The organism is Holdemania filiformis DSM 12042 (assembly GCF_000157995.1).
Classification (GTDB): domain Bacteria; phylum Bacillota_I; class Bacilli_A; order Erysipelotrichales; family Erysipelotrichaceae; genus Holdemania; species Holdemania filiformis.
Genome location: NZ_GG657556.1, coordinates 227,218 through 252,263 on the forward strand (window position 1 = coordinate 227,218; position 25,046 = coordinate 252,263).

Genomic DNA, 25,046 nt, shown 5'->3' on the forward strand with positions numbered 1-25,046 from the left:
CTGGACGAAATTCCGATTGCCAACACTCCGGCTTCCTTTGAGCCGACGATCGACTACGTCGTGACCAAGATCGCGCGCTTCCCGTTCGATAAGTTCGCCAAGGCGGATCACACGCTGAGCACGCAGATGAAGGCGACCGGCGAGGTCATGAGCATCGGCCGAACGATGGAGGAAAGCCTGCTGAAAGCGGTGCGTTCACTGGAAATCGGCGTCGATCACATCTACCTTGAAAAGTTCGATTCTTTAACGACTGAGGAGCTGCTGGAAAACATCAAGACCCCGACCGACGAACGGCTGTATGCGATTGCCGAGCTGTTCCGCCGCAAGGTTGACATGATGCTGATCTACGACGCGACCAAGATCGACGCATTCTTCCTCGATAAGATCCACCACATCATTTCCGTCGAGGAACGGGTGAAGGCTGATCCAAGCGAGGAAAATATCCGCAAGGCCAAGCGCTTAGGCTTCTCCGATAAATATTTGGGCAAGATTCTGGGCAAAAGCGAGCTGGAAATGGTGCAGTGGCGCCGCGAGCACAATCTGCGGCCGGTCTACAAGATGATCGACACCTGCGCCGGAGAGTTCAGCGCCTACGTCCCGTACTTCTATTCCACCTACGAGGAGGAAAACGAAAGCATCGTCACTGACAAGCCGTCGATTCTGGTGCTGGGCTCCGGCCCGATCCGCATCGGCCAGGGCGTGGAATTTGATTACTCCACGGTCCATGCGATCTGGGCGATTCAGCAGGCCGGCTATGAAGCGATCGTCATCAACAACAACCCGGAAACCGTTTCGACCGACTACTCGATCAGCGATAAGCTGTACTTTGAACCATTGTGCATCGAAGACGTCATGAACGTCATTGACCTGGAAAAGCCGCAGGGCGTCATCGTGTCGCTGGGCGGCCAGACGGCGATCAACCTGGCGGACCGGCTGAACAAGCTGAACGTGCCGATCATCGGCACCGGCACCGAAGCGATTGACAAGGCAGAAAACCGCGATCTGTTTGAAAAGGTCGTTACGGAATGCGGCATCCCGCAGCCGCTGGGCCAGGCTGTCACCAACATTGAGGACGGTCTGAAGGTTGCCAACCGGATCGGCTATCCGGTCTTAGTGCGGCCCAGCTATGTACTGGGCGGCCGGGCGATGCAGATCGTGCATCAGGATGAGGAGCTGATCGAATACCTGACCAGCGCTGTTAAGATTGATCAGGATCAGCCGGTCTTAGTCGATAAGTATATCCACGGCTGCGAGGTCGAGGTCGATGCGATCTGTGACGGCAAAGACGTGTTTATCCCGGGCATCATGCAGCTGGTCGAAGCGACCGGCGTGCACTCCGGCGACTCGATGAGCGTCTATCCGCCGTACTCCCTGAGCGATAAGGTCAAGGCGACGATTCAGGAATACACGGTGAAGCTGGGGCTGGCGATCGGCATTGAAGGGCTGTTCAACATTCAGTTCATCGTCGATGAGAACGACGAGGTGTCGGTCATTGAGGTCAATCCGCGTTCCTCGCGCTCGGTGCCGTTCTTATCCAAGGCGACCGGCGTGCCGATGGCCAACATCGCGACCAAGGTCATGCTTGGCAGAAGCTTAAAGGATCAGGGCTATGCGACCGAGGTCATGGCGGAAAAGAACCGGTTCTACGTCAAGAGCCCGACGTTCAGCTTCTCCAAGCTGCACGGGCTGGACGCCTATCTGTCCCCGGAAATGAAATCGACCGGCGAGGCGATCGGCTACGACGATTCCCTCAACCGTGCGCTGTACAAGTCGCTGCAGGCCTCCAACATGCGCGTCGTCAACTACGGCACGGTGCTGGTGACCTTGGCCGATCAGGACAAGGACCGGGCGATTCCGCTGGTCCGCCGGTTCTACGATCTGGGCTTCAACATCGAAGCGACCTCCGGCACGGCCAAGCTCTTGAAAGCGCACGGCATCAAGACCCGCGAAAAGAAAAAAATCTCCGAAGGCTCCGAGGAAATCCTCGATTCGATCCGCAAGGGCCACGTCACTTATATCCTCAACACCTTGTCCTCCAACGACTCCCGCACCTCCAAGGACGGCTATCAGATCCGCCGGTGCGCCGTGGAAAACAACGTGACTGTCTTTACCTCGCTGGATACCGTCAACGTTCTATTGGATGTGCTGGAAGAAATCACGATGGGCGTTTCGACGATTGATCAGAATTAAGGAGGAGTTATGGGAGAGCGCATAAAACAATACCGGATCATCTCCAACTGGAATCTCGCCGACCAGGTCTATGAAATGGAGCTGGAAGGGGATTCCTCCTGGATCACCCATCCCGGTCAGTTTCTCAACGTCACGATCGACAACGCCTATCTCAAGCGGCCGATCAGCATCTGCGACTGGAACGAGAACGGCCTGACGATCATCTACAAGGTTGTCGGCTTCGGTACGAAGCAGATGTCTCAAAAACAGCCGGGCGAGCGGCTGGAATGTCTGGTCGGTCTGGGCAACGGCTTTACGCCGGAAGCCTTCGATGAAAAAAAAGTGCTGCTGGTCGGCGGGGGCGTCGGCGTGCCGCCGCTCTACGGACTGGCAAAAACGTGTTTGAAGCAGGGGAAGCAGCCGGTTGTGATTCTCGGCTTTACGGCGGAGAAGGATATTTTCTACATCAAGAAGTTTGCGGATCTGGGCTGCGACGTCAAGCTCAGCACCAATGACGGCAGCCAGGGCGTTAAAGGCTTTGTCAGCGACGTCATGGTTCAGGAAGGATTAACCAATCTGCCGTACTTCGCCTGCGGTCCGATGCCGATGCTGAAGGCAGTCTGGAGAGTCTCGAACGCCCCGGGTCAGCTGTCCTTTGAGGAACGCATGGGCTGCGGCTTCGGCGCATGCATGGGCTGCAGCTGCGAGACGATTTCCGGCCCGAAACGCATCTGTAAGGAAGGCCCGGTGCTTTCCAGTCAGGAGGTCTTATGGACGAAAGATTAAAGGTCACGCTGTCCGGCTGGGAGCTGGACAACCCGGTCATCCCGGCCAGCGGAACTTTCGGGTTCGGCTATGAGTTTGCGGATTTCTACGACATCAACATCCTCGGCTCGATTGCGACCAAGGGCACGACCCGCGAGGCGCGCTTCGGCAACCCGACGCCGCGGATCGCGGAGTGCGAGCGGGGTATGATCAATGCCGTCGGATTACAGAATCCGGGCATTGACAAGGTTATCAGCGAGGAATTTCCGAAGCTGAAACAGGTCTACCATAAAAAAGTCGTCGCCAACGTTTCCGGCTTCTCCAAAGAGGAATACGTCGAATGTGCGAAAAAGATGGACGCGCAGGACATCGTCGGCATCCTGGAGGTCAACATCAGCTGTCCGAATGTGCATGGCGGGGGCATGAGCTTCGGCGTCAGTCCGGATGCCGCGGCTGAGATCACCCGTGCGGTCAAGGCGGTCACCACCAAGCCGGTCTACATCAAACTGTCGCCGAACGTCACCGACATTGTCGCGATTGCCAAAGCTTGTGAAGATGCCGGGGCGGACGGAATCTCGATGATCAACACGTTATTGGGCGCGCGTTTCGATCTGCGCACGGGCAGGCCGATCATCGCCAACGTCATGGGCGGCTTCTCTGGCCCGGCGATCAAGCCGGTCGCCTTACGGATGGTGTATCAGGTTTATGAAGCGGTCAAACTGCCGATCATCGGGATCGGCGGCATCGCCAGCGCCGAGGACGTCATTGAAATGATGTACGCCGGGGCCACGGCGGTGGAAATCGGTGCGGAGAACCTGCGCAATCCGTATGCCTGCAAGGAAATTATCGAACGGCTGCCATCCTTAATGGATGAACTGAACATTGATAAATTGAGTGACATAATAGGGAGGGCTCACCAATGATGAAAGAACGAGATGTAATGATCGCCTGCGACTTTTCAACCAAAGCGGAAACGATGGCGTTTCTGGACAAGTTTACCGAGGAAAAGCCGTATGTGAAAATCGGCATGGAACTGTTTTATGCGGAAGGCCCGGACATGGTTCGTGAGATCAAGGCGCGCGGCCATAAGATTTTCCTCGATCTGAAGCTGCATGATATTCCCAACACCGTGAAGAAAGCGATGCGCAACATCGCGCTGCTGGACGTCGATATGACCAATGTCCATGCCGCCGGTACAATCGAAATGATGAAAGCCGCGCAGGAAGCGATCGACGAGGTCGGCGCGCATACGAAGCTGATCGCCGTCACGCAGCTGACCAGCACCAGCGAGGACCGGATGCGAAATGAGCTGTGGATCGATCATCCGCTGACCGAAACCGTCCAGCATTACGCGCACAATGCGGAAATCGCCGGCCTGGCCGGGGTTGTATGCAGCCCGCTGGAAGCGGATCTGGTGCATCAGGTCTGCGGTGAAAACTTCCTTACCGTCACGCCGGGCATCCGTTTTGCGGATGACGCCAAGGGCGATCAGGTCCGTGTTACCACGCCGGCCAAGGCCCGCGAGATCGGCGCCGACTACATCGTCGTCGGCCGTTCGATTACCGCCAGCAAGGATCCGGTGGCCAGCTACCGCCGCTGCGTCAGAGAATTTGTGGAGGGAGAATAACCATGAGCACAGAGAAAAACATTGCCAAGCATTTACTGGACATCAAAGCGGTTTTCTTAAAGCCGAATGATCCGTTCACCTGGGCCAGCGGGATCAAATCGCCGATCTATTGCGATAACCGCCTGACCTTATCTTATCCGGAGGTCCGCGACGATGTGGAACACGCGATCGCCGAGATCATCAAAACGCACTATCCGCAATGCGAAGCAGTCATGGGCACCAGCACTGCCGGCATCGCGCATGCCGCGCTGGTCGCTCAGATTCTGAACCTGCCGATGGGCTACGTCCGTTCCAGCGCCAAGGATCACGGCCGGACCAATCAGATTGAGGGACGCTGCGAGCCGGGAACGAAGGTCGTCGTCGTCGAAGATCTGATCTCCACCGGCGGCAGCTGCATCGACGTCGTCAACGTGCTGCGCGAAGCGGGTGCGGAAGTCCTGGGTATCGCGTCGATCTTCACCTATGGCCTGCAGAAGGGCCTTGACCGGCTGGCGGCCGCAAACGTGAAGAACGTTTCGGCGTCCAACTATGACGCGCTGATCGAGGTCGCCGTGGAAACCGGCTACATCAGCGCCGATGATGTCAAGAAGCTCCAGGCGTTCCGGGCGAATCCGTCGGATTCCAGCTGGATGAGTCTGTAAATTGATTTTTAAACAAAGAAAGGGCAGAGTTGTAAAATTCGGCTCTTTTTTAATGGAAGATAACCGGATATATGTGCTGATTTTGTGTTGTTAATCGATTATAACCCTTAGAAAGAGTATAATAGAGAAAGATTGAAGTGATATTATGATAAACAGACCTTTATATATGGATAGAATTTTACCTTTCGTCAATACGCCGTTCATTAAAATTCTGACAGGTATCCGCCGCAGCGGAAAGACTACGATTATGAAGATGTTAATCAATGAACTTAAGAAATCAGGCATTCAGGATGATCAGATTTTAACCTATAACTTTGATTCTCTGCAATATGAGGAATTAAAAACAGCGCAAGCGCTATATGCGCATTTAAAACAAAAACTGTATCCGCCTGGGAAAACTTATCTCTTTCTGGATGAAATCCAGGAAGTGGAGTCTTGGGAAAAAGTCGTAAATTCGTTAATGACGGATTGCGACGTAGATATTTTCGTTACGGGATCAAATTCCCGGATGATGTCTTCAGAAATCTCAACTTATCTTACTGGACGTTACGTATTATTCCGGATCTATCCTTTGTCCTTCTCTGAATATCTGTTATTCAGAAAGGAATATGCTGAGGTGTTCGATCCCTATACAGAACTTGCGAATTATCTGAAACTTGGCGGATTTCCTGCAGTTCATCTCCAAAAATATACGCAGGATGACGTATATACAATTGTTAGAGATATTTATAATTCTACGATCTTTACCGATATAGTGAAACGCAGTCAGATCCGCAAAGTAGATCAGTTGGAACGAATTGTGAAATTTGCGTTCGATCATGTTGGACGAACGTTTTCAGCTGCCTCGCTGTCTAAATATTTGAAAAGTGAGAACCGAACCATTGATAATGAGACGGTATATAACTATATCAGTAAGCTGGAAAGCGCCTATATTCTGCATCGCTGCCCTCGGTATGATGTTCAGGGAAAAGAAATTCTAAAAACACAGGAGAAATTCTATCTTGCCGATCCGGCACTCCGTTATAGTGTATTAGGCTATTCTTCCGACAGTACGGCAGCCATGTTGGAGAATGTAGTTTATCTGGAATTACTGCGTCGCGGATATGAGGTCGCTGTTGGAAAGCTGGATACTGCTGAAATCGATTTTGTCGCCATGAAGCAGGAGAATAAGCTGTATATCCAGGTCGCCCAGGAGATTGGATCCGCGGAGACAGAGAAACGTGAATTTGGAAAATTATTGGATATTCGGGACAATTATCCGAAATATGTATTACGAACCGATATTTTCGCAGGCGGTAATGTGGAGGAAATTAAGACGATGCCCATTGCGGATTTTCTGTTAAGCCAGGAATTTTAAGAAAATTACAGTTTGCAAGAACGAACATAAAAAGCTGATCGGTTCATTCCAGGAAAATAACTTCATTCCTGTTGTGAATCATCAGCTTTTCTTGTTTTAGTTTTCAGGGATTTCCACGGCCAGTTTGCCTTACGGAAGCAAGATTTTGATTAGCGGGGAAGTGATCCTGCTTTTGATTCTAACGTATAATAAATTTGATCATAAAAAGCTTTTTCCTGAATAAGATTTACAGGATTTCATTCAGTCTGATTCTAAGTTTGATTCAGCTCGCAGATAGCCTTGAACAGGAAATAGAGTCATTCTGTCTGATTCAAACAAAAAAAACGTTTGAAATCTATTTGTGTGGTATAATTTAAAGGAAGGGAATGACTAATATGCAAATTTTAAGAATAAAAGCAAATCACTATAAAAACTGCAGCAACGGGTTGCATATTGATTTTGTACCCACAGCAAGAAAAACAGAGGAAGATAAAACCTACGAATTAAATCAGATCAACGATTCACTGTTTGTTTTTTCAACGACAGCGATCGTGGGAAAAAATGCTTCTGGTAAAACAAGCCTGCTGAAACTGATTGAGAATGTTTATCGGATATTGGGTTCATTCCAATTAGAGGATGAGCTGATGTCAATCAGCGGTACGCAGCTGGAAATCACGTTTTATCACGAAAATCGGCTGTTTCGCTATGAAACAGAACTGGTCAGGCAGAACAATCTGGGTAAAAACTTGTCCTTCACCCAGGAAAGGATCTTTGTTTCAGATTATTTTAAGTCAAAATCAAAATTGATATTTTCACCGGAGATTTACACGGAACTCAAACTTAAACGTGAACTGCCGGACAATATTTCTATTCTGTTTTATATTTTAAAGGAGCGGAAGAACTATGCATATTACTACGATGATTTGAAAGATCAGGATGATATGCTTCATGCTGCTTATGATTTCTATAAAAATCATGGTATTAATAAAAAATATTGGAAACATATCCTGCATTTGTTTGATGATAATATCATGGATTTGGAGGAAATCAACAGCGAACTTTTCCGACTGACGTATTTAGACCGGTCGATGGACCTCAGCGCAAAGGAATTACTGACAATGCTTTCGAGCGGCACGATCAAGGGAATCGCGCTGTATACAGCGGCTATTCAGGCGCTGCAGGAAGGCAGCGGTTTTATCATAGATGAAATTGAAAATCATTTTCACAAAACACTGGTCGAGAATTTGATCAGTATGTTCAAAGATAAGGCTGTTAATAAGAAAGGGGCAGTTCTGATCTTTTCAACACATTATTGCGAACTATTGGATCTGTTTGGCCGCAACGATAATATCTGGATCTCAAAGTCAGAAAAACAGATCATATTAACGAATATGTATCGTGACTATTCAGTCAGAAATGATTTGTTAAAAAGCCGGAAATTTTATGATGACAACTTTGGGACCGCTGTCAGTTATGAAATGCTAATGAATCTGAAAAGAGCGCTTATGAATGAGTAAACTTTTGGTGCTTTGCGAAGGTCCCAACGAAAAGAAGATTGTAGAGCTGCTGCTCAGAGATAACCGGCTATTATTTAATACTGAAGATTTAATCGGTTTAGTACCCTATCATGCCCGTCAATTAGATTCTCCAGTTGTTCAAAGTGCCTTGAATATGTATTCGGGACCTTTTGATATTTACAGAATCGGAGATACGCAGACGGATAAATTAAGAATTCCGGGTCATCTGAAATCACGGATCGGATCGATATCTAAAATTTGTACGAAACCGGAGCTCGAAATTTTATTGATTATCAATGAGAACTTGATCCATGTATGGCAGCGATCAGGGAAAAGACCTAAAGATTTTGCGAAAAAAGAAATTCAGTTCCAGCGCCGCCGCTATGATAATTCATCACAATTTTATGAGGAGTATTATGGTCGTCGGATAGATTTGCTGATCGAAAATTTAAAAGAGTATAAACGCACGAAGCGGCATGATCGGGATGAGTTATTTCTTGCTGATTTTATTCGTGAATGAAATGAAATAGGGCTTGTTTTGGATTCAATAAACAAGAAAAAAGCTGATCGGTTCATTCCAGGAAAATAACTTCGTTCCTGTTGTGAATCATCAGCTTTTCTTGTTTTAGTTTTCAGGGATTTCCACGGGCAGTTTACCTTCCGGAAGCAAGGTTCCGTTGAGTACCGAGATAATTGACTGCACCGCGGCAGGGGTATAGCCATAGGTACAAAGCACGGTCGGAGCGTCATTTAGATATTGCAGATCGTAAGGACTGCCTGCACAGATGACGACAACCGGTTTTTCAGTTTCAAGCAGCTGATCCAGCAAATTCTTCTGATTTGGAGAATCCGCCATGTTGTAGACCAACAAAACAAGTGTATCGTAACCGGAGGCCCGCTGCAGAATATCGTCGATTTCCGACTGAGTCGGATCCTGATGAACATTTACGGCCTTGCCGAATAAGGAATCCGCGGCCACTTCGCCGAAACTCTTTTTATCGAATTCCAGCGGATAGACGCAAGGAAAGGAAATGAACAAGGTGCTGTCTGTCGGCAGCGGCAGCGCTGAAATTTCATCGCGGATCAACGTCATACTTTGATCTGTCGTTTCCTGAACGAGCACCTGGTGGGATTCCAGATCAATTTCATATGGCGCATGATTGAATTCGCCGTTATCCTCGAACAAGCCATAATCATTCTTAATCCGCAGGATGGAAAGAACCGCGTCGTCTAACCGCTCAGCGCTGATGGTTCCCTGATTGACAGCTTCGATTAAAGCTTCGATCACCGGCGTCTGAACGTCTTCGCTGTCTGGCTGCAGGACTTTGCCATCGCCCAGAATCAACATGTCCACGCCGGCCTGAATCGCCTGAACTGCGGCTTCTGCCATTCCGTAATGTGATTGAATCGCATCCATCTGCAGGCTGTCGCTGATGACGATTCCGTTGTAACCCAACTCATCCTTTAACAGATCTGTAATGATCGTTTTGGATAAGGTCGCAGGAATCTTTTCTTTTTCAATTTTAGGGAACAGGATATGCGAGGTCATAATTGCGCTGACGCCGCTGCGGATCGCCGTTTCAAACGGAATCAATTCCGTTTCTTTCAGCTGATCCAGCGTCTTATTGACCGTGGGCAGGGCGAAATGCGAATCTTCGCTTGTATCTCCATGCCCTGGGAAATGCTTTGCTACGCTGACCACGCCGCCTTCCTGCAAGCCTTTGATCCAGGTCGAAGCAAAACTGGCGACAGCTTTCGGGTCATCGCTGTACGAGCGCAGATGGATCACCGGGTTGTCCGGGTTGGAGTTGACGTCGAGCACCGGCGCAAAGTTCATATTGAAGCCCATGCCGGAAAGCTCGTCCGCCATCGACCAGGCCAGCGAATACAAATTCTCATGCCGACCGGCTGCGATGGCCATCGGAGATGGAAAAATCGTGACGCCTTCGCGCACCCGGTTCACCATTCCGCCTTCCTGATCGATTCCAATGAATGCCGGAATCTGGGTAGCGCCGCGGATTGTGCTTTGGAGCTGACCGGTCAGCATCGTCGCCTGTTCAGCGTTTTCAATGTTTTTCGCGTACACGATGACGTTGCCGATCTTATTGGTTCTGAGCCAGGCTTCGGTTTTGGTATCGACTTCTGTCGTTTCGAAAGAAACGATTACCAGCTGCCCCACTTTCTCCTGCACGTCCATCTTTGCCACAAGTTCTTTTAGCTGTTGATCATTCAGCTTTTCTGAAACCGTGCTGCCAGAAGGCGTTGGGCTGGGCGAAATTTCCGGATTGGGCACCGGCTCCGGACGGCTGCAGCCTGCGAGCATCAACAACGACAGGATCATTGCAGTCCACCGCCGGCCGTTAACAGATGAAGAAGAAGGTAAAGCAGGGGAACGATTCATCGTGCCTGCTCCTTTAAATAATCAATCACCTCAAGCAAATCATTGCGGCTTTCCTGGATCGCTTCCTTCATCTCTTCATCCGGTTTTACAAAGTCATAGATCCAGACGCTTTTCATACCTGCCCGCTTCGCAGCGATGATGCCGAACTTGGAATCTTCCAGCACAACGCAGTTCTCCGGAGCGACGCCTGCTTTCCGCGCGGCGGTTAAAAAGATTTCCGGATCCGGCTTCCCGTGCGTTACTTCATCGCCGCACACGACGCTGTCGAAGTGATAAGGCTTGCCGATACTGCCTAAGAGCGTATCGACATACTCACGATGACTGGAGGAAGCGACGCATTTCTTAATTCCGGCTTCTTCCAGATAATCCAGCAGTTCCGTCAATCCTTTTTTATTCAGGCTGCCCTTGTTTTCACACATACCAAAGATCTTTTTTAACCGGCCTTCGCTGATTTCCGGAAGATGCGGTTCCAGATCCTGATGGTTCTCCATGGCTTTTAAGAATAATTTGTGTCCGCAGCCGATGATCTGATAGAAAAACTCATCGTCCAGCGTAATCCCATATTGACCGGCGATTTCGCGCCAGTTTTCATTGGCGACCTTTTCAGTGTCGAACATCAGGCCGTCACAGTCAAAAATTACACATTCTATACTCACTTAATCCACCTCGAATCTCTCAAGATGATTATAATGGTTTTCAAAACAAATGGCTACTTCTTTTCCTGATTCTCTTTCATAAATGCCCGCAGGAGCTTCATGAAAGCCCGTTTTTCGATTCGTGATACATAGGAGCGGGAAATGTGTTCCTGTCTTGCGATATCCCGCTGCGTCATTTCCTGATGACCTTCCAAGCCGTAACGGCGGACGATGATGCTGTGTTCGCGCTCATCGAGCAAGCCCATGAATTGAGTCAGTTTGCGTTTGTTTTCCTCCAGCATCAATTTGTCGATGGGATCGGGCTGGTCCGGGGCGGGAATCACGTCGATCAACGTCAGTTCGCTGCCGTCTTTATCCTGGCCGATCGCATCGTCCAGAGAGCGTGTCTGGAAAGCGTGCTTGTTGTTGCGCAGGTGCATCAGGATTTCGTTTTCAATACAGCGGGAAACATAAGTTGCCAGCTTATGCCCTTTATCGACTTTGAACGTGTCGATCCCTTTGATCAAACCAATCGTGCCGATGCTGATGAGGTCTTCGGTTTGTTCGCGGCGGATATCGAATTTCTTTACGATGTGCGCGACTAAACGAAGATTGTGTTCGATTAAATCGGCCCGCGCTTCGACGTCGCCTTTCGCCATGCGTTGTAAGGCGTCTTGTTCTTCTTCCGCCGTCAAAGGCTGCGGGAAGGAGGTTGTTCGGATGGAACCGATAAAGCAGCTGAAGAAAATCTGAAGCATTTGAAATAGTTGTGTCCACATTGTTATCACCTTCTTCAACGTATGTTCAATCCGGCGATTTTAGTCGAATTTTGATGAAAATCTAAAGAAAAACAGTGAATTGATAACGTATATATTTTAGCGGTCAAGGAATAACCAGGAATAGAACCAGGTTTTGTTAAAAATACAGTGATTGAATGAATTCACAACAAGGAAAATGTAATTTCTGATATGTAATCTTGGATTTCCTGCGTCATGATTACCGTTTTTATACTGGTAAAGCTGTTGAAACTCAAGTTGATTTTAAGCTTTAGATGGAGGCAACAGAAAGCAGGCGATTAAAACCAAGGACTTGATAACGTAGAGATTTTGTGTCTTAAAAAATGGTCATAGCGGACAACTTCTCTTCCCTAGACCGAAATATCGAGGGAGTGCGTGTTATCGCAAGTGCTCCAATCAATGTAATTGTCTATTATCTTAAAACAGAACAGGGAAAGCGTGAATTGGCAGAACGAGCAGCTGATATCCACGCAGAAATCAGTATATTAAAAAACAAAATTGTCCATCAGATCAAAAGGTGGAATTACTGGATGCGGTCATTGCATCCGCAAAAAAAGGAAGCACGTGAGCAAGCTTAACAAGAATTGCTTTTCTGATATTTTTCATGTTATAAGTCGAAAAGTGTCATATTTTATAAAGTTTTCGACTTTCAATTCAGAAACTCTTGGTTTTTTCTAACTTTTCGATCTCTTTGATCAAACCAATCGTGCCGATGCTGATGAGGTCTTCGGTTTGTTTACGACGGATATCGAATTGCTTTACGATGGGCGCGACTAAACGAAGATTGTGTTCGATTAAATCAGCCGCGCTTCAACGTCGCCTTTCGCCATGCGTTGTAAGGCATCTTGTTTTTCTTCCACCGTCAAAAACTGCTGGAAGGAGGTTGTTTCGATAACCGATAAAGCAGCTGAAGAAGATCTGAAGCATTTGAAATAGTTGTGTCCACATTGTTATCACTTTCTTCAACGTATGTTCGATCCGGTGATTTTTGTTGATATTTGATGAAAATCTAAAGAAAAACAGTGAATCGATAACGTATTTATTTTAGCGGTCAAGGAATAACCAGGAATAGAACCAGGTTTTGATAAAAATACAGTTATTGAATGAATTCACAACAAGGAAAATGTAATTTCTGATATGTAATTTTGGAATTACTGCGTCATGATTTTTATACTGGTAAAGCTGTAGAAACTCAAGTTGATTTAGTAGCTACAAAGCTTTTGATGGAGGTAACAGAAAGCAGGCGATTAAAACCAAGGACTTGATATCATAGAGATTTTGTGTCCTAAAAATTCAATAATTCTTACATTTTGCTTTGTATTGATAAATTTGTGATATGATTTTATAAATAGAATTCCCAAATATTACCATTTTTCAATATAATCTGTGATAGAATATAACCGGAATTTTTGGAGGGGGAACGAACATGTTTGCGAATAACAAAATGCGGGAAAACAGTGGACGTCTTATCAAGATCTATCGTGAACGAATGCATCAGGGATCTAAAGATAAACGTTTCAGCTGTAACGAGTTTATCTTGGCGACCAAGGATCATCCTTTTTATGAAATCGTTGAGGGTGAACCAGTTTGTTCCAGAGCTACATTAAACCGTTTAGAGCGAGGACAGATTATCAAGGATGACGAGTTGTATGTTTTCTTTATTGAGAAGCTGGGGTTTAAGGTCGATGACTTTCCGGGGGTGATGACTAACGTTGAACGATTAGGAGATGAACTGTTTGATGCCGTATTGATGTATGATGTTCATCGGATAAGAAATTTGAAAAATGAAATAGAATCTGTTTTAGAAAAGGCAAAAAATTATTTTTATTATGCAGAAATATATTTGGCATTTAAAGTCATTATAAACTATTATTTAGATGCGAGCTATCCAACTAATGATGAATCAGATCAACTTTATTTAAATAGTTTTATACTAGACAGCAAAGTCGAAGAGTTAATTTCTAATATTTTATTTGATCATTACTATTATAAAGTAATGAATATGGTTATCGCGGAAAGAATATATAATAAATTAGTTCGATTTAATAATAATTCAAGGATATCTTCTTTATTTATTGCTGGATGGTTGATGTATAAAGAGCGATGGTTCGCGGCGTTAAATGAAGTTGAGGAAGGTATAAAATATTTTAAGGATAAAAAAGTGAATTATCATTTAGGTGTTTTATATTTTACTCAAGCAATGGCTTTACATACCGGAAATAAAGAAGATGTGCAAATCTTTTTTGATTACTCCATTGATTGTCTTGAGAAGACTCAAGGTAAATTAGCGCATTGCAAATTAGTTAATAATTATTTTAATGTTGGATTTCAATATTATTTTGATAAAAACTATAACGTTGCTGCAAAGTATTTTAATAAGTTTCTTGATAATAATCCACCTTTTACAATTCATATGTTATATATATTGAATTGTGCAGAGCTTCTAGTTAATGATGAACTTTTAAATAAATTGAAGCAGGTTACATATATTGAAGAAATAGATTCATCCATGAGCAAAATATTCTATAATTATTTTTTAATGAAATTAGAAAAAGAATCAGCAAAAGAATTAGAAAATTTTATAATCCATGATGTTTATGAAATTTTACAGAAAAAATTTAGATCAGATAATTTAATTAACTATTTTAAAAATGAATTAACAAACATTATTAAAATAACTAAGCATTATAAAGTGGCTACTTATTTCGATAATTTTACTTCGTATAAAATTGATTGAAATGTAATGATTTGGATAATCAATAGCGTCAGAAGCCAATTTGTAACAATTTAAAGGATTAATAAGTTTCTTATGTATAATAGTACATGTTGAAAGGAGGAAAATAATGAAGAAAGCTTTATTCGCATTAATGATTGCTTTGGTATTAGCTGTTGTTTGCAATCCAATTAGTGCAGAAGGAACAGATGGCGAAGGATGCTCTGTTGAACATCCTGAATTGTGTGTTGAGCCACGTGGGTGCTCGTCACCGGATTGCATGTTCCAGTAAAAAATCAACAACAATGTTTATTATGGCGAAGTAATGGGGGCTTCATTCTACGGGAAAACGAGAGAACGGAACAAGTTGGATGAACTAAGTTGCAGAAACATAATAAACCGGACCGCTACAGTGAGAATAAAAACATAATCGATATTTATTTGATGTCTTGCTTGTAGAAAAATGATAAAAATTGGTGAGTGATCAGTCTATTATATAGGTGCAAAGCTGATCACAAGTAATGACGGTGAATCGGATAGGGAGTCGGATTCACCGTTTTTTTTGTTCGACAAATTTTTTAAAGGCCAGCTGTTATATTAAACAGGGTGAGAAGATGATTAAAGGATATATAATCCGCGACGAGTTTATTTCCGTGATGAAAAACAGTACGTCAGTTCTTGACTGGATGGAAGGACGTTCTGAATATCAAGCTCAGCTGGCCGCGATCCTGATCGCGCCGGATGTCATTTTCCAACAGCTGAAGACACGCTTTCAATATCGGGACGATATGTTTCTGGTGCCGGATAAAATAACTTATTATAACTCGCTGACGCAGCGGACAAGTACGCTGGAAAAAAAGCAATGGCATCTGGTTCTTTCAGATAAGGCGGAATACCCGTTTCTGTATGAATTGAAGCAGCTGCAAGGGACGTTGGTTCTGTCGGAAATAGACTTGTAAAATAGACTGAAAAACGATACAATAAATACGATAATCACAAAGATAGGTGGTGTAATAATGGGAAACGCATTCTTAAGTTCAATTGGATTTCTGATTTTGGGACTGGCAATCGGTGGTGGATTAGGTTTCTTCTTCACGCGCCGTTATTTTGAAAAGCAGTTGAAGGAACATCCTCCAGTCAATGAGAAGATGATCCGCGCCATGTTCCTGCAGATGGGACGGAAGCCGTCGGAAGCTCAGATCCGGGCTATTATGAAGTCCATGGGACAGTAACTGAACCTTGGGAAGAAGGAAACAAAAAGCTGATAAGCAAGGCGGTATGATCGCCGGGCCTGTCAGTTTTTTTATTGGATTTTGGTGACGGGAACATGACTAAAGTGTAAGGGTGTAGGCAGGATTTGCGTGTTATAATGCGGTCAGGTGATAAAGATGAAAGTGATAAAACATTTCGTGCTTGTTCTGTTAATCCTGCTTTTGATTGGCGCGGGATGGCTGACAGCTTCAGGCCATCAGCGATATAAAGAAGCGATTGCCGAAGTTCCGCTGACCGATAAAATCGAGGAAGTGAAACAACGCGAAGATTATACACCGCTGGATCAGATCAGTCCGGATTTTGTCAACGCCGTCGTCGCAGTGGAGGACCGCCGCTTTTATACCCGAAAGGGGATTGATGTGATCTCTCTGGGGCGGGCGTTGCTGACAAATCTGATCTCCGGCGAAGTGAAGGAAGGCGGCAGCACGATTCCCCAGCAGCTGGCGAAAAACTTGTATTTTACGCATAAACCGTCCTTGACACGGAAAATTGCGGAGGTGTTCTTTCTCTACGATCTGGAGGCGGCTTATTCCAAAGATGAGATTCTCGCTTTTTATGTCAATGTCATCTATTACGGGGACGGACACTACGGCATTGCCCAGGCCAGCCGTGGATATTTTGATAAAGAACCTTCCGAGCTGACGCTGGCTGAAGCGACTTTACTGGCAGGCTTGCCGCAGTCGCCGAGCCGTTATCAGCTCAGCTCCGGCAAAGATCTGGCGCTGCATCGTCAGCAGCAGGTTTTGGAAGCGATGCAGGCCGTCGGCTTGATCGATGCGGCGCAAAGTCAGGCCGCTTTGGAGTGGTCATCCAACTATTTAGGCATATAACTGAATAATTTATTACACCTTTCTTAAATTGACATGAAGCATTCCTTAATCCTCTATCTATTTAAAGCCGGGATCGGTATAATCTAAGAGGTAGGAGGTTCTGTCTATGAAAAGGTCAGTTTTGCCTTTCTTGTTTTTCTGCGTGTTTCTGATCAGCGCAGGATGCGGCAGCCAGCCTAAAAACGCGGTAGCTACGGATTATTCCGTTAAATTCCAGGCCGAGATCAGCGTCAGCAACGATGGATTTCCAATCTCGATCAGTAATCTGCTGGATCGGTTTAAGAGCTATGATTTTTATGAAACGTTGAATCTGGAAACGATCAGCGCCGAGCAGATCGGTTCGCTCGCGGCGTCAGATGCGACTTTATATATTGTTGAAGGATCCGCAGAGGCCCGTGAAGAAAAAGTGCTGGACACCCATTATCATATCTATTATTACGATCAGCTGATGATCATTTATAATGGTGCGAACGATGTGATTCTCCAGGCGTTGAATGAACAGCTCAACGGCGAATGACAGGCATTGAATCGACGATAAAATAAAAACTCGCTTTCAGATGAAAACGAGCTTTTTTCTGATTGATCGTCAGTTACATCCAGGAGATTTTCTTTTCCTCGTGGTTGCGGATCCGTTCGATATTGGCTTTGTGACGGTAGGTGACAAACGCCCAGAGAATCCAGATCGAGGCGGTGATCATGAGATTGGACTGAGTCAGCGTCGTGATGAGCGCCGCGCTGGCGATGCCGATGATGGAGGACAGCGATACCATCTTCCAGATCTTTAAGGTGATCATGAAGATCACAAACGGAATCACAAACATCTGGATCGGTTCATGGGTCACAAACAGGCCGGCAGCCAACAGATAACCGAACGTCGTCGCGACCGCTTTGCCGCCCTTGAAATTGGCGAAGATCGGGAAGCAATGTCCTGCGCAGCAGGCCAGCCCCGCATAGACCGCGGCTTCCGGAACAAACAAGACGCACAGGCCCACAACGAAGAACGCTTTCAAGCCATCCAGGATGATCACGGTGACGCCCGCTTTCTTTCCCAGCACGCGGCCGGCGTTGGTGCCGCCCAGATTGCCGGAGCCAAAATTACGAACGTCGGTTTTATAGAAGACTTTGCCGATGACTAACGCCCAGGGAATCGATCCGAAAAGATAACCCAGGACCACCGCAAAAAGAATTTTTATCATTTCCTCTTCACTCCTTCGCTCCTATTTTATCATAAAAACCGAGCGCGTAAACTTTTATTTTAAGCCGTTTTTGTGTATAATCTAATTTATGGCAGATTGGAATGAAGGCGGCGGGGAAAGGCTAAGTTCAGGAAAATCGGGCTGAAACGGAAAGGAGAAAGAGTAGGATTTTTTCTTCTCTAATCGTGATAGAACATGGCTAAAACACAGAAATACGATGAGAATTCAATTCAGATCCTGGAAGGATTGGAAGCGGTCAGAAAACGTCCGGGGATGTATATCGGGTCGACGGATTCGCGCGGACTGCACCATCTGGTCTGGGAAACCGTCGATAACGCGATCGATGAAGCGCTCAACGGCTTCGGCAAGAAAATAACGATCACGCTGGAAAAAAACGGCGCGGTCTGCGTTGAGGATGAGGGCCGCGGGATGCCGATCGGCATGCATGCCAGCGGCGTTCCGACGATTCAGGTTATTTTTACCGTCCTGCATGCGGGCGGCAAGTTTTCATCCGAAGGGGGATATAAGACCTCCGGCGGTCTGCACGGCGTCGGCGCGTCAGTGGTCAATGCTTTAAGCGAATGGGTTGAGGTGACAGTCTGTCAGGAAGGACAGATGGTTTCCATGCGCTTTGAGGATGGCGGCAAGAAGGTCGGCAAGCTCGAAAAGCTTGGCAAAAGTACCAAGACCGGCAGTAAGATCCGGTTTATGCCGGACAAGCGGATCTTCTCGACGATCGAATTCAATGCCGGCTTGATCTGCGAGCGGGCGCGGGAAAACGCGTTCCTATTGAAGAATATTACGATGGTTGTGAAAGACGAACGTTCCGGCAAGACGGAAACGTTCCATTATGAAGATGGCTTAAAGGCTTTTTTGGAGTATCTGCATGAGGATCGGACGGTGCTGCATGATCCGGTGGTGTTTACCGGAATGGCGAATGACATTGAGGTGCAGTGCGCGTTTCAGTACACGGATGATTACCAGGAAAGCATGGTTTCTTTTGTCAACCTCGTCCGCACCAAGGACGGGGGCACGCATGAAATGGGCTTCAGAACGGCGTTCACTAAGGCGTTTAACGATTATGCGCGGAAGCTCGGCTTGTTAAAAGAAAAGGATAAAAACTTTGAAGGCAGCGACGTGCGCGAAGGTCTGACGTCAATCGTGTCGGTGTCGATTCCGGAAAATCTGCTTCAGTTTGAAGGTCAGACCAAAGGTAAACTGGGCACCGCGGAAGCGAAAAGCGCGGTCGAAAGTCTTGTCGGCGATAAGCTGAGCTTTTATCTGGAAGAAAACAAAGAGCTTTCGACGATGCTGATCAAAAAGATGCAGAAAGCGTCCCAGGCCCGGGAAGCGGCACGGAAAGCGCGTGAAGAAGCGCGGAAGGGCAAGAAGGCCGGCAAAAGTGAAAAAGTGCTTTCCGGCAAGCTGGCGCCGGCGCAGTCCAAGGATGCGTCCCGTAAAGAATTGTTTTTAGTGGAAGGGGATTCCGCCGGCGGTTCCGCTAAGCAGGGCCGCGATTCCAAGTATCAGGCGATCCTGCCGCTGCGCGGTAAGGTGCTGAATACGGAAAAGGCGGGACTGTCTGAAATTGAAAAGAACGAAGAATTGAATACGATCGTTCATGCCCTGGGCGCGGGGATCGGCTCCGGCTTCGATTACTCCGACAGCAATTACAACAAAATCATCATCATGACCGATGCCGATACCGACGGCGCGCACATCCAAGTGCTGCTCTTGACGTTCTTTTACCGCTACATGCGGCCGTTGATCGAGCATGGCATGGTTTACATCGCCCTGCCGCCGTTATATAAGGTCACCAAGGGAAAACAGCTGCGCTATGCCTACACCGACGAGGAACTGGACGAGGTGAAGCAGCAGTGGGGCAAGGTCGAGATTCAGCGCTACAAAGGTTTGGGCGAAATGAACGCTTCCCAGCTGTGGGAAACGACGATGGATCCTGAATCCCGGACGCTGATTCAGGTTTCGATTGAAGACGCGGTTCAGGCGGAGCGCAACGTTTCCATTTTGATGGGCGACAAAGCGAATCTGCGCCGTACCTGGATCGAGCAGAACGTTGCGTTTACACTGGAAGATACGTTTAAGGTGGAATAAGGATGAAGAAGAAAGAAAATAAAGCACCCGAAAAAGAACCCAGCCTGGTGATTTCCCCGTTAGAGGAGATCATGGGCGAGCGGTTTGGCCGTTACTCCAAATACATTATTCAGGAACGCGCGCTGCCGGATGCCCGCGACGGACTGAAGCCGGTTCAGCGGCGGATTCTGTACGCGATGTTCCATGATGGCAACACGTTTGATCATCAGCACCGCAAATCAGCGAAAACCGTTGGTCTGGTCATTGGTAATTACCATCCCCACGGCGACAGCTCGGTCTACGACGCGATGGTGCGGATGTCGCAGGATTGGAAGATCCGCATGCCGTTGATCGATATGCATGGCAACAACGGTTCGATCGACGACGACCCGGCGGCGGCGATGCGATATACCGAAGCCCGGCTGGCGAAAATCGCCGGAACGCTGCTGGAGGATATCGACAAGGACACGGTCCTGTTTGCACCGAACTTCGACGATACGGAGAATGAACCGACCGTCCTGCCGGCCCGCTTTCCGGTTCTGCTGGTCAACGGGGCGACGGGGATTGCGGCAGGTTACGCGACCAACATCCCGCCGCACAATCTGAGCGAAGTGATCGACGCGGCGATCTACCGGATGCAGCGGCCGAAATGTTCGCTGGAGGAACTGATGGAAATCCTGCCGGGACCGGACTTTCCAACCGGCGGCATCGTCATGGGCAAAAAAGGGATTGTCGACGCCTTCACCACCGGCAAGGGGCGGGTCGTCATCCGCGCCCGCACGGAGATCGTCACGGGCAAGACGTGCAATCAGATTATTATCCGTGAAATTCCGTATGAGGTCATCAAATCGTCGATGGTCCGCAAAATGGATGATATCCGGCTTTCCCGCGAAATTGAAGGAATCATGGATATCCGCGATGAAACGGACCGGACTGGTCTGCGGATTGTCATTGACGTAAAAAAGGATGCCGATCCCAATGTGATTCTGAATTATTTCTATAAGAATACAGATTTACAGATTTATTACAGCTACAATATGGTGTCGATCGTCAACAAACGGCCGGTTCAGATGGGCTTGATCGGGATGCTGGACGCCTTCATCGCACACCGTGAGGAGGTCGTGCTGCGCCGCAGCCGCTACCTTTATAATAAGATGGAGGAACGCTGCCACATCTTAGAGGGTTTGATGAAAGCTGTGTCGATCATGGATGAGGTGATCGCCGTCATCCGGCAGTCGAAGGATAAGGGCGACGCTAAGCGCAATCTGACGGAATCGTTTGGTTTCAGCGAAACCCAGGCCGAAGCGATCGTCACCCTGCGGCTGTATCGTTTGACGTCGACCGATATCGTGGCGCTGCGTGAGGAATTTGCGCAGTTAGTCAACGAAATGGAAATGCTGAAAACGATTCTGGAAAGCGAAACCGTCTTAAAGAGCGTTCTGATCAAGGAACTGCGCGAGATCAAAAAGGAATATGCCGACCCGCGCCGCAGCGAGATTCAGGCGGAGGTTGAAGAAATCGTCATTGATAAGACCGCGATGATTCCTAACGAACGCGTCATGATTACCGCATCCCGCGATGGGTATGTTAAACGGGTATCGCTGCGTTCCTACGGAGCCAGCGACAACGCGATGACCGGCTTGAAGGAAGGCGACGTGCTTGTCGGACAGCTGGAAGTCGATACGCTCGATACGCTGTTGTTGTTCACAAGCAAAGGGAATTACGCGCATCTGCCGGTGTATCAGATCGACGAAGCGAAGTGGAAGGACGTCGGCTCGCATCTGAATAAATATGTCAGCATCGATGGCGACGATAAAATCATCAATGCGATTGTCGTCAAAAACTTCTCCAGCTACGCCTGGATTGTGACCGTCAGCCGGCGCGGACAGGTCAAGAAAACGCCGATCAGTCAGTGGCAGGTGCAGCGCAACAACAAGATGATGACCGCGATGAATCTCAAGAAAGACGATGAGATGATGCGGGCGTTCGTCGTGTATGCGCACGAGGATCTGATCATGATCAGCCGCAGCGGCTGGATCAGCCGGTATTCCTCGGATCTGGTACCGGCCAACGGCACCAAGTCGCAGGGCGTCAAAGCGCTGAATCTGGCGAAGGACGACACGCTGGCGGCGGCCTGCAGCTACAGCGACGAACGTCAGAGCCTGTGGGTATTGTCGGATAAGGGCAATATGAAACGGATCAAGATGAGCGACATCAACGTCACCGGGCGTCCGGTCAAAGGTGAAATCGTTGTGAAGCGCTTGAAGACTAACCCTTATCATATCGCCTACTGCCAATGCGTGCAGCCGTATGACAGTCTGATGCTGATGGATCCGCAGCTGCAGATTCTTCAGGCGAAAGACGTGCCGATGATGAGCCGGGAAGCAACCTTCTCCACACCGCTGGAACTGAAAAAAGACTGGGGTCTGATTAAAGGGATTGAAGAAGTGCGGATCGTCGATCATCCGGTCGGCGAGGACGAGATTCCGTTTGAAGACTATGATGAAGAATCAGAAGCGGATGAAAAAGTTCATTCCGATATTGAAATGATGAGTTTGTTTGAAGAAGAATAAGGAAGGTCCGGCGTAAGCCGGGCTTTTCTTTTGCGGTGCAGAAGCTTGTGGCTGGCAGTAAATTCTGGCAGACTTGAACAAACGTTCGTCGTCAAAGGATGACGAAATCAATTTCTTTCGTTTCATTTTTACCAATCTATATCGTTTACTCTTTTCGGCTTGCAGTGCCGTGTTTTGATTTGAGCCTTTTTATTATAAATTCTTGTTTGTTTTTCAGCCTTGTTCCCAGTGAATAATAACGGATTAACTCAGAAAGGAAAGAAAAAGGTTGAAATTCCATCAGGAATGCATATACTAAAGGTGTAAGGTGTTGCTGAAAGGCGGCACCCGTCATGAGCTACCTTTTACGGTGGCGTTGGACAGATGAGCGCTGATTCTCGGGGTGAGATGTAGCAGCGCTTTTCTTTTTGACCTCTATAATTTTTAAGCGGCATTCAATCACCTTGATCGAACACTCGATCAAGGGTAGTGCGACTTTTAAAACCACAGTGACAAAAAGCTCCAGGAAATGTTCCATAGAATTGCCCTCCTTTAATGACAGACGACAAAAATCTGTCTGTTTGAATCGAATTGGAAACAGTCAAAAGTCGATTCTATCCGGACGGGCATCCGCGGTTCAACAAAACCCTACACTATTAATATTGCGGGAAAGTAAAAATAACCCCCTAAGAAAATGATGAAAAATATGTTCACAAAGTAAAAAAAGAGCGCTGAAGATACTTTTCGGAAATAAGCTGCGATGGGGATTCTGTGATTCTGCATATAGGATATTATGCAGGAAGAATCGATTGGAAAACTGGAAATTGTTCAGGCTGATGATATAATAAACCTGAAAAAGGAGATCATTCATGCGAAAAGTATTGATTTTAGGCGGCAGTTATTTTATCGGCAGACGGATTACAGAACAGTGTTTGGAAGACGGCTGGGAAGTTTCGTTATTAAACCGCGGCAGTAAGTCGTGGACAGGGAGACCGGTAACGCAGCTGACCTGTGATCGGGAAGACGCGGCAGCGATGAAACAAACGTTAAAAGGCAGAACTTTCGACGCGGTGATTGACGTGTCGGGATTAAACCAGAAGCAGATTGAGATCTGCTGCGAAAGTCTGGATTGCTCAGTCAAACACTGGATTTTCATCAGTTCCAGCGCAGTTTATGACGTAGACCGGTGCGCGCTGCCGATTTTAGAAACGGAGCCGTTAGGGGAAAATCCATACTGGGGACAATATGGTACCGATAAAATCGCGGCGGAAAGCGCGCTGACGGCATTTTGCCAAAAGCATAACATCGCGCTGTCGATTCTGCGGCCGCCCTATATGTATGGGGAATATAATTATGTGCAGCGGGAAAGCTTCATCTTTGATCACCTGATGCACAATCAGCCGATTTTGATCCCGGCCGCGGATAATCGCATTCAATTCTGCTACACCGGCGATTTAGCCAAGATCGTCACGACTTTGTTAGCGTGCCCGAAACAAGGAATTGAGGTCTACAATGTCGGCGATCAACAGGGAGTGAGCTTCAGTGAATGGATTCAACAGTGTGCTGACGTCTGCGGAACGCAGGCGAAGATCATCCCGGTTCATGACGCAAACTGGAAGGCCAAAGATTACTTCCCGTTCCGCGATTACGATAATGTGCTGGATGTGACGAAGATTCATCAGATTGTGCCGGAAGACACTTCGTTTGAAACCGGCCTGACGCGAGCCTATCAATGGTTTTGCGAGCATCGCGGTGAGATTGTGTTTAAGCCCAAACTGGCAGCCAATGAAAAACAAATTCTAAGAGAAATGGGAATATAGGAGAATAAAAACTTGGATTAACCAAGTTTTTTTATAAAATATTATATTTAGTGGAAAAATATTGCATAAAAAATAAATTTGGAACATAATAATATTAACAAGAAAAGAGGTGTTCTCAATGATCGTAGAAGTAAGACTAAAAAATTGTCTTATTTTTTCTGATGAAATACAATTTTCCCTTAAAGCGGACATGCGAAATAAAAAATTTTCTTCTAATGTTCACCAGGAAAACGGGTTTAACGTGCTGAAAACGGTAGGAATTTATGGACCTAATAATGCTGGAAAAACATGTTTAATCCAAGGCATACGTGAAATAAAAAATACATTAAGCAATGAATTTAGTAAACTAGGATCAAATATTTTTTCGGAAAGTTCAATTAGTGAGGCAGGTATTCGATTTTTAAACAGAGGCAGGGAATTTGATTATGAATTTCATTACGATTCTGGACGCGAAGAATATCCTTATGAAAAGTTTGTTGAAATTCTAAAAGATTCCTACGGTAATGAGAAAGAACATCTGTATTTTCTTCGGGATATACAAAAACAGAAATTTATTTGTGAAGATAAAAAGTTAGAAGAAATGCTCCCAATGATCTCGAAAAGTAATATCTTAATTTATCTCGTTGATCCTCAGGCTTTTAATCTTGTTAATGAAACCAAAACAATTTTAACTGATTTCGCTTC

At 46.8% G+C, this 25,046-nt stretch carries 24 protein-coding genes and 1 pseudogene; 19 read left to right on the top strand and 6 right to left on the bottom strand.

Features of this window, described 5'->3' with window-relative positions:
- The 9 genes and pseudogenes from carB to HOLDEFILI_RS06960 all read left to right on the top strand — a co-directional run.
- Window positions 1-2,190: carbamoyl-phosphate synthase large subunit (gene carB / locus HOLDEFILI_RS06925; RefSeq protein ID WP_039864232.1), on the top strand; the 2,190-nt coding region annotated here is incomplete at its 5' end.
- 9 nt (window positions 2,191-2,199) lie between these two features.
- Entirely contained in the window at window positions 2,200-2,955 is a 756-nt protein-coding gene (locus HOLDEFILI_RS06930; protein ID WP_006058828.1) for a dihydroorotate dehydrogenase electron transfer subunit, read from the top strand.
- A complete protein-coding gene (locus HOLDEFILI_RS06935; protein ID WP_006058829.1) occupies window positions 2,940-3,857 on the top strand; it encodes a dihydroorotate dehydrogenase in 918 nt (305 codons plus the stop codon). The genes HOLDEFILI_RS06930 and HOLDEFILI_RS06935 overlap by 16 nt, the downstream gene beginning before the upstream one ends.
- Complete coding sequence (gene pyrF, locus HOLDEFILI_RS06940; RefSeq protein ID WP_006058830.1) at window positions 3,854-4,561, top strand: orotidine-5'-phosphate decarboxylase; 708 nt, start codon at window positions 3,854-3,856, stop codon at window positions 4,559-4,561. Before HOLDEFILI_RS06935 ends, pyrF begins: the two co-directional genes overlap by 4 nt.
- A gap of 2 nt (window positions 4,562-4,563) precedes the next feature.
- Window positions 4,564-5,202, top strand: a complete 639-nt coding sequence (gene pyrE, locus HOLDEFILI_RS06945) for an orotate phosphoribosyltransferase (RefSeq protein ID WP_006058831.1) — start codon at window positions 4,564-4,566, stop codon at window positions 5,200-5,202.
- A 166-nt stretch (window positions 5,203-5,368) separates the two neighbouring features.
- Window positions 5,369-5,782: pseudogene (locus tag HOLDEFILI_RS20235) on the top strand (ATP-binding protein); the annotation flags it as partial.
- Between the two features lie 36 nt (window positions 5,783-5,818).
- Window positions 5,819-6,559 carry an ATP-binding protein gene (locus HOLDEFILI_RS20240; RefSeq protein WP_244264313.1) on the top strand — a complete coding sequence of 247 codons (741 nt, stop codon included), beginning with the start codon at window positions 5,819-5,821 and terminating at the stop codon, window positions 6,557-6,559.
- A 365-nt stretch (window positions 6,560-6,924) separates the two neighbouring features.
- Window positions 6,925-8,055: an AAA family ATPase gene (locus tag HOLDEFILI_RS06955; protein ID WP_006058833.1), complete on the top strand. Its 1,131-nt coding sequence runs from the start codon at window positions 6,925-6,927 to the stop codon at window positions 8,053-8,055.
- Window positions 8,048-8,575: a hypothetical protein gene (locus tag HOLDEFILI_RS06960; RefSeq protein WP_006058834.1), complete on the top strand. Its 528-nt coding sequence runs from the start codon at window positions 8,048-8,050 to the stop codon at window positions 8,573-8,575. Before HOLDEFILI_RS06955 ends, HOLDEFILI_RS06960 begins: the two co-directional genes overlap by 8 nt.
- 105 nt (window positions 8,576-8,680) lie before the next feature.
- Here the strand turns inward: HOLDEFILI_RS06960 and nagZ are convergent, their stop codons facing one another.
- From nagZ to HOLDEFILI_RS18830, 4 genes are all read right to left on the bottom strand, one after another.
- Window positions 8,681-10,456 (bottom strand): beta-N-acetylhexosaminidase, encoded by a 1,776-nt coding sequence (gene nagZ / locus HOLDEFILI_RS06965; RefSeq protein ID WP_083787578.1) that lies wholly within the window; start codon window positions 10,454-10,456, stop codon window positions 8,681-8,683.
- Complete coding sequence (locus tag HOLDEFILI_RS06970; RefSeq protein ID WP_039864241.1) at window positions 10,453-11,112, bottom strand: HAD family hydrolase; 660 nt, start codon at window positions 11,110-11,112, stop codon at window positions 10,453-10,455. The genes nagZ and HOLDEFILI_RS06970 overlap by 4 nt, the downstream gene beginning before the upstream one ends.
- Window positions 11,113-11,165: 53 nt before the next feature.
- The gene (gene sigK / locus HOLDEFILI_RS06975) at window positions 11,166-11,870 is read right to left on the bottom strand and encodes an RNA polymerase sporulation sigma factor SigK (RefSeq protein ID WP_006058837.1); all 705 of its coding nucleotides are present in this window, start codon (window positions 11,868-11,870) and stop codon (window positions 11,166-11,168) included.
- Window positions 11,871-12,542: 672 nt separating this feature from the next.
- Window positions 12,543-12,683 (bottom strand): sigma factor, encoded by a 141-nt coding sequence (locus HOLDEFILI_RS18830; protein ID WP_156788890.1) that lies wholly within the window; start codon window positions 12,681-12,683, stop codon window positions 12,543-12,545.
- A 631-nt stretch (window positions 12,684-13,314) separates the two neighbouring features.
- Between HOLDEFILI_RS18830 and HOLDEFILI_RS06985 the strand changes: the two genes are divergently transcribed.
- The 6 genes from HOLDEFILI_RS06985 (at window position 13,315) to HOLDEFILI_RS07005 (ending at window position 17,220) form a co-directional block, all read left to right on the top strand.
- Entirely contained in the window at window positions 13,315-14,625 is a 1,311-nt protein-coding gene (locus HOLDEFILI_RS06985; RefSeq protein ID WP_006058841.1) for a hypothetical protein, read from the top strand.
- A gap of 106 nt (window positions 14,626-14,731) precedes the next feature.
- Window positions 14,732-14,893 (top strand): hypothetical protein, encoded by a 162-nt coding sequence (locus HOLDEFILI_RS19215; RefSeq protein ID WP_156788864.1) that lies wholly within the window; start codon window positions 14,732-14,734, stop codon window positions 14,891-14,893.
- A 322-nt stretch (window positions 14,894-15,215) separates the two neighbouring features.
- Window positions 15,216-15,560, top strand: a complete 345-nt coding sequence (locus tag HOLDEFILI_RS06990; protein WP_039864243.1) for a hypothetical protein — start codon at window positions 15,216-15,218, stop codon at window positions 15,558-15,560.
- 57 nt (window positions 15,561-15,617) lie between these two features.
- Complete coding sequence (locus HOLDEFILI_RS06995; RefSeq protein ID WP_006058844.1) at window positions 15,618-15,833, top strand: YneF family protein; 216 nt, start codon at window positions 15,618-15,620, stop codon at window positions 15,831-15,833.
- 156 nt (window positions 15,834-15,989) lie between these two features.
- On the top strand, window positions 15,990-16,703 hold the full coding sequence (locus HOLDEFILI_RS07000) for a biosynthetic peptidoglycan transglycosylase (RefSeq protein WP_006058845.1): 714 nt from the start codon (window positions 15,990-15,992) through the stop codon (window positions 16,701-16,703).
- Window positions 16,704-16,809: 106 nt separating this feature from the next.
- The gene (locus tag HOLDEFILI_RS07005; RefSeq protein WP_006058846.1) at window positions 16,810-17,220 is read left to right on the top strand and encodes a hypothetical protein; all 411 of its coding nucleotides are present in this window, start codon (window positions 16,810-16,812) and stop codon (window positions 17,218-17,220) included.
- A gap of 73 nt (window positions 17,221-17,293) precedes the next feature.
- Here HOLDEFILI_RS07005 and plsY read toward each other — a convergent pair whose 3' ends face one another.
- Window positions 17,294-17,899, bottom strand: coding sequence for a glycerol-3-phosphate 1-O-acyltransferase PlsY (plsY, locus tag HOLDEFILI_RS07010; RefSeq protein WP_006058847.1), 606 nt, complete (start codon window positions 17,897-17,899; stop codon window positions 17,294-17,296).
- Between the two features lie 195 nt (window positions 17,900-18,094).
- Between plsY and parE the strand changes: the two genes are divergently transcribed.
- Together parE and parC are read left to right on the top strand one after the other, a co-directional pair.
- Window positions 18,095-20,011, top strand: a complete 1,917-nt coding sequence (parE, locus tag HOLDEFILI_RS07015) for a DNA topoisomerase IV subunit B (RefSeq protein WP_006058848.1) — start codon at window positions 18,095-18,097, stop codon at window positions 20,009-20,011.
- A gap of 2 nt (window positions 20,012-20,013) precedes the next feature.
- A complete protein-coding gene (gene parC, locus HOLDEFILI_RS07020; RefSeq protein ID WP_006058849.1) occupies window positions 20,014-22,563 on the top strand; it encodes a DNA topoisomerase IV subunit A in 2,550 nt (849 codons plus the stop codon).
- Window positions 22,564-22,900: 337 nt separating this feature from the next.
- Here parC and HOLDEFILI_RS07025 read toward each other — a convergent pair whose 3' ends face one another.
- Window positions 22,901-23,080: a hypothetical protein gene (locus HOLDEFILI_RS07025; protein WP_039864260.1), complete on the bottom strand. Its 180-nt coding sequence runs from the start codon at window positions 23,078-23,080 to the stop codon at window positions 22,901-22,903.
- A 331-nt stretch (window positions 23,081-23,411) separates the two neighbouring features.
- Here HOLDEFILI_RS07025 and HOLDEFILI_RS07030 point away from each other — a divergent pair, with 331 nt between their 5' ends.
- Together HOLDEFILI_RS07030 and HOLDEFILI_RS19630 are read left to right on the top strand one after the other, a co-directional pair.
- Window positions 23,412-24,362, top strand: a complete 951-nt coding sequence (locus HOLDEFILI_RS07030; protein ID WP_039864263.1) for an NAD-dependent epimerase/dehydratase family protein — start codon at window positions 23,412-23,414, stop codon at window positions 24,360-24,362.
- A gap of 118 nt (window positions 24,363-24,480) precedes the next feature.
- Window positions 24,481-25,046: AAA family ATPase (locus HOLDEFILI_RS19630; protein WP_006058854.1), on the top strand; the 566-nt coding region annotated here is incomplete at its 3' end.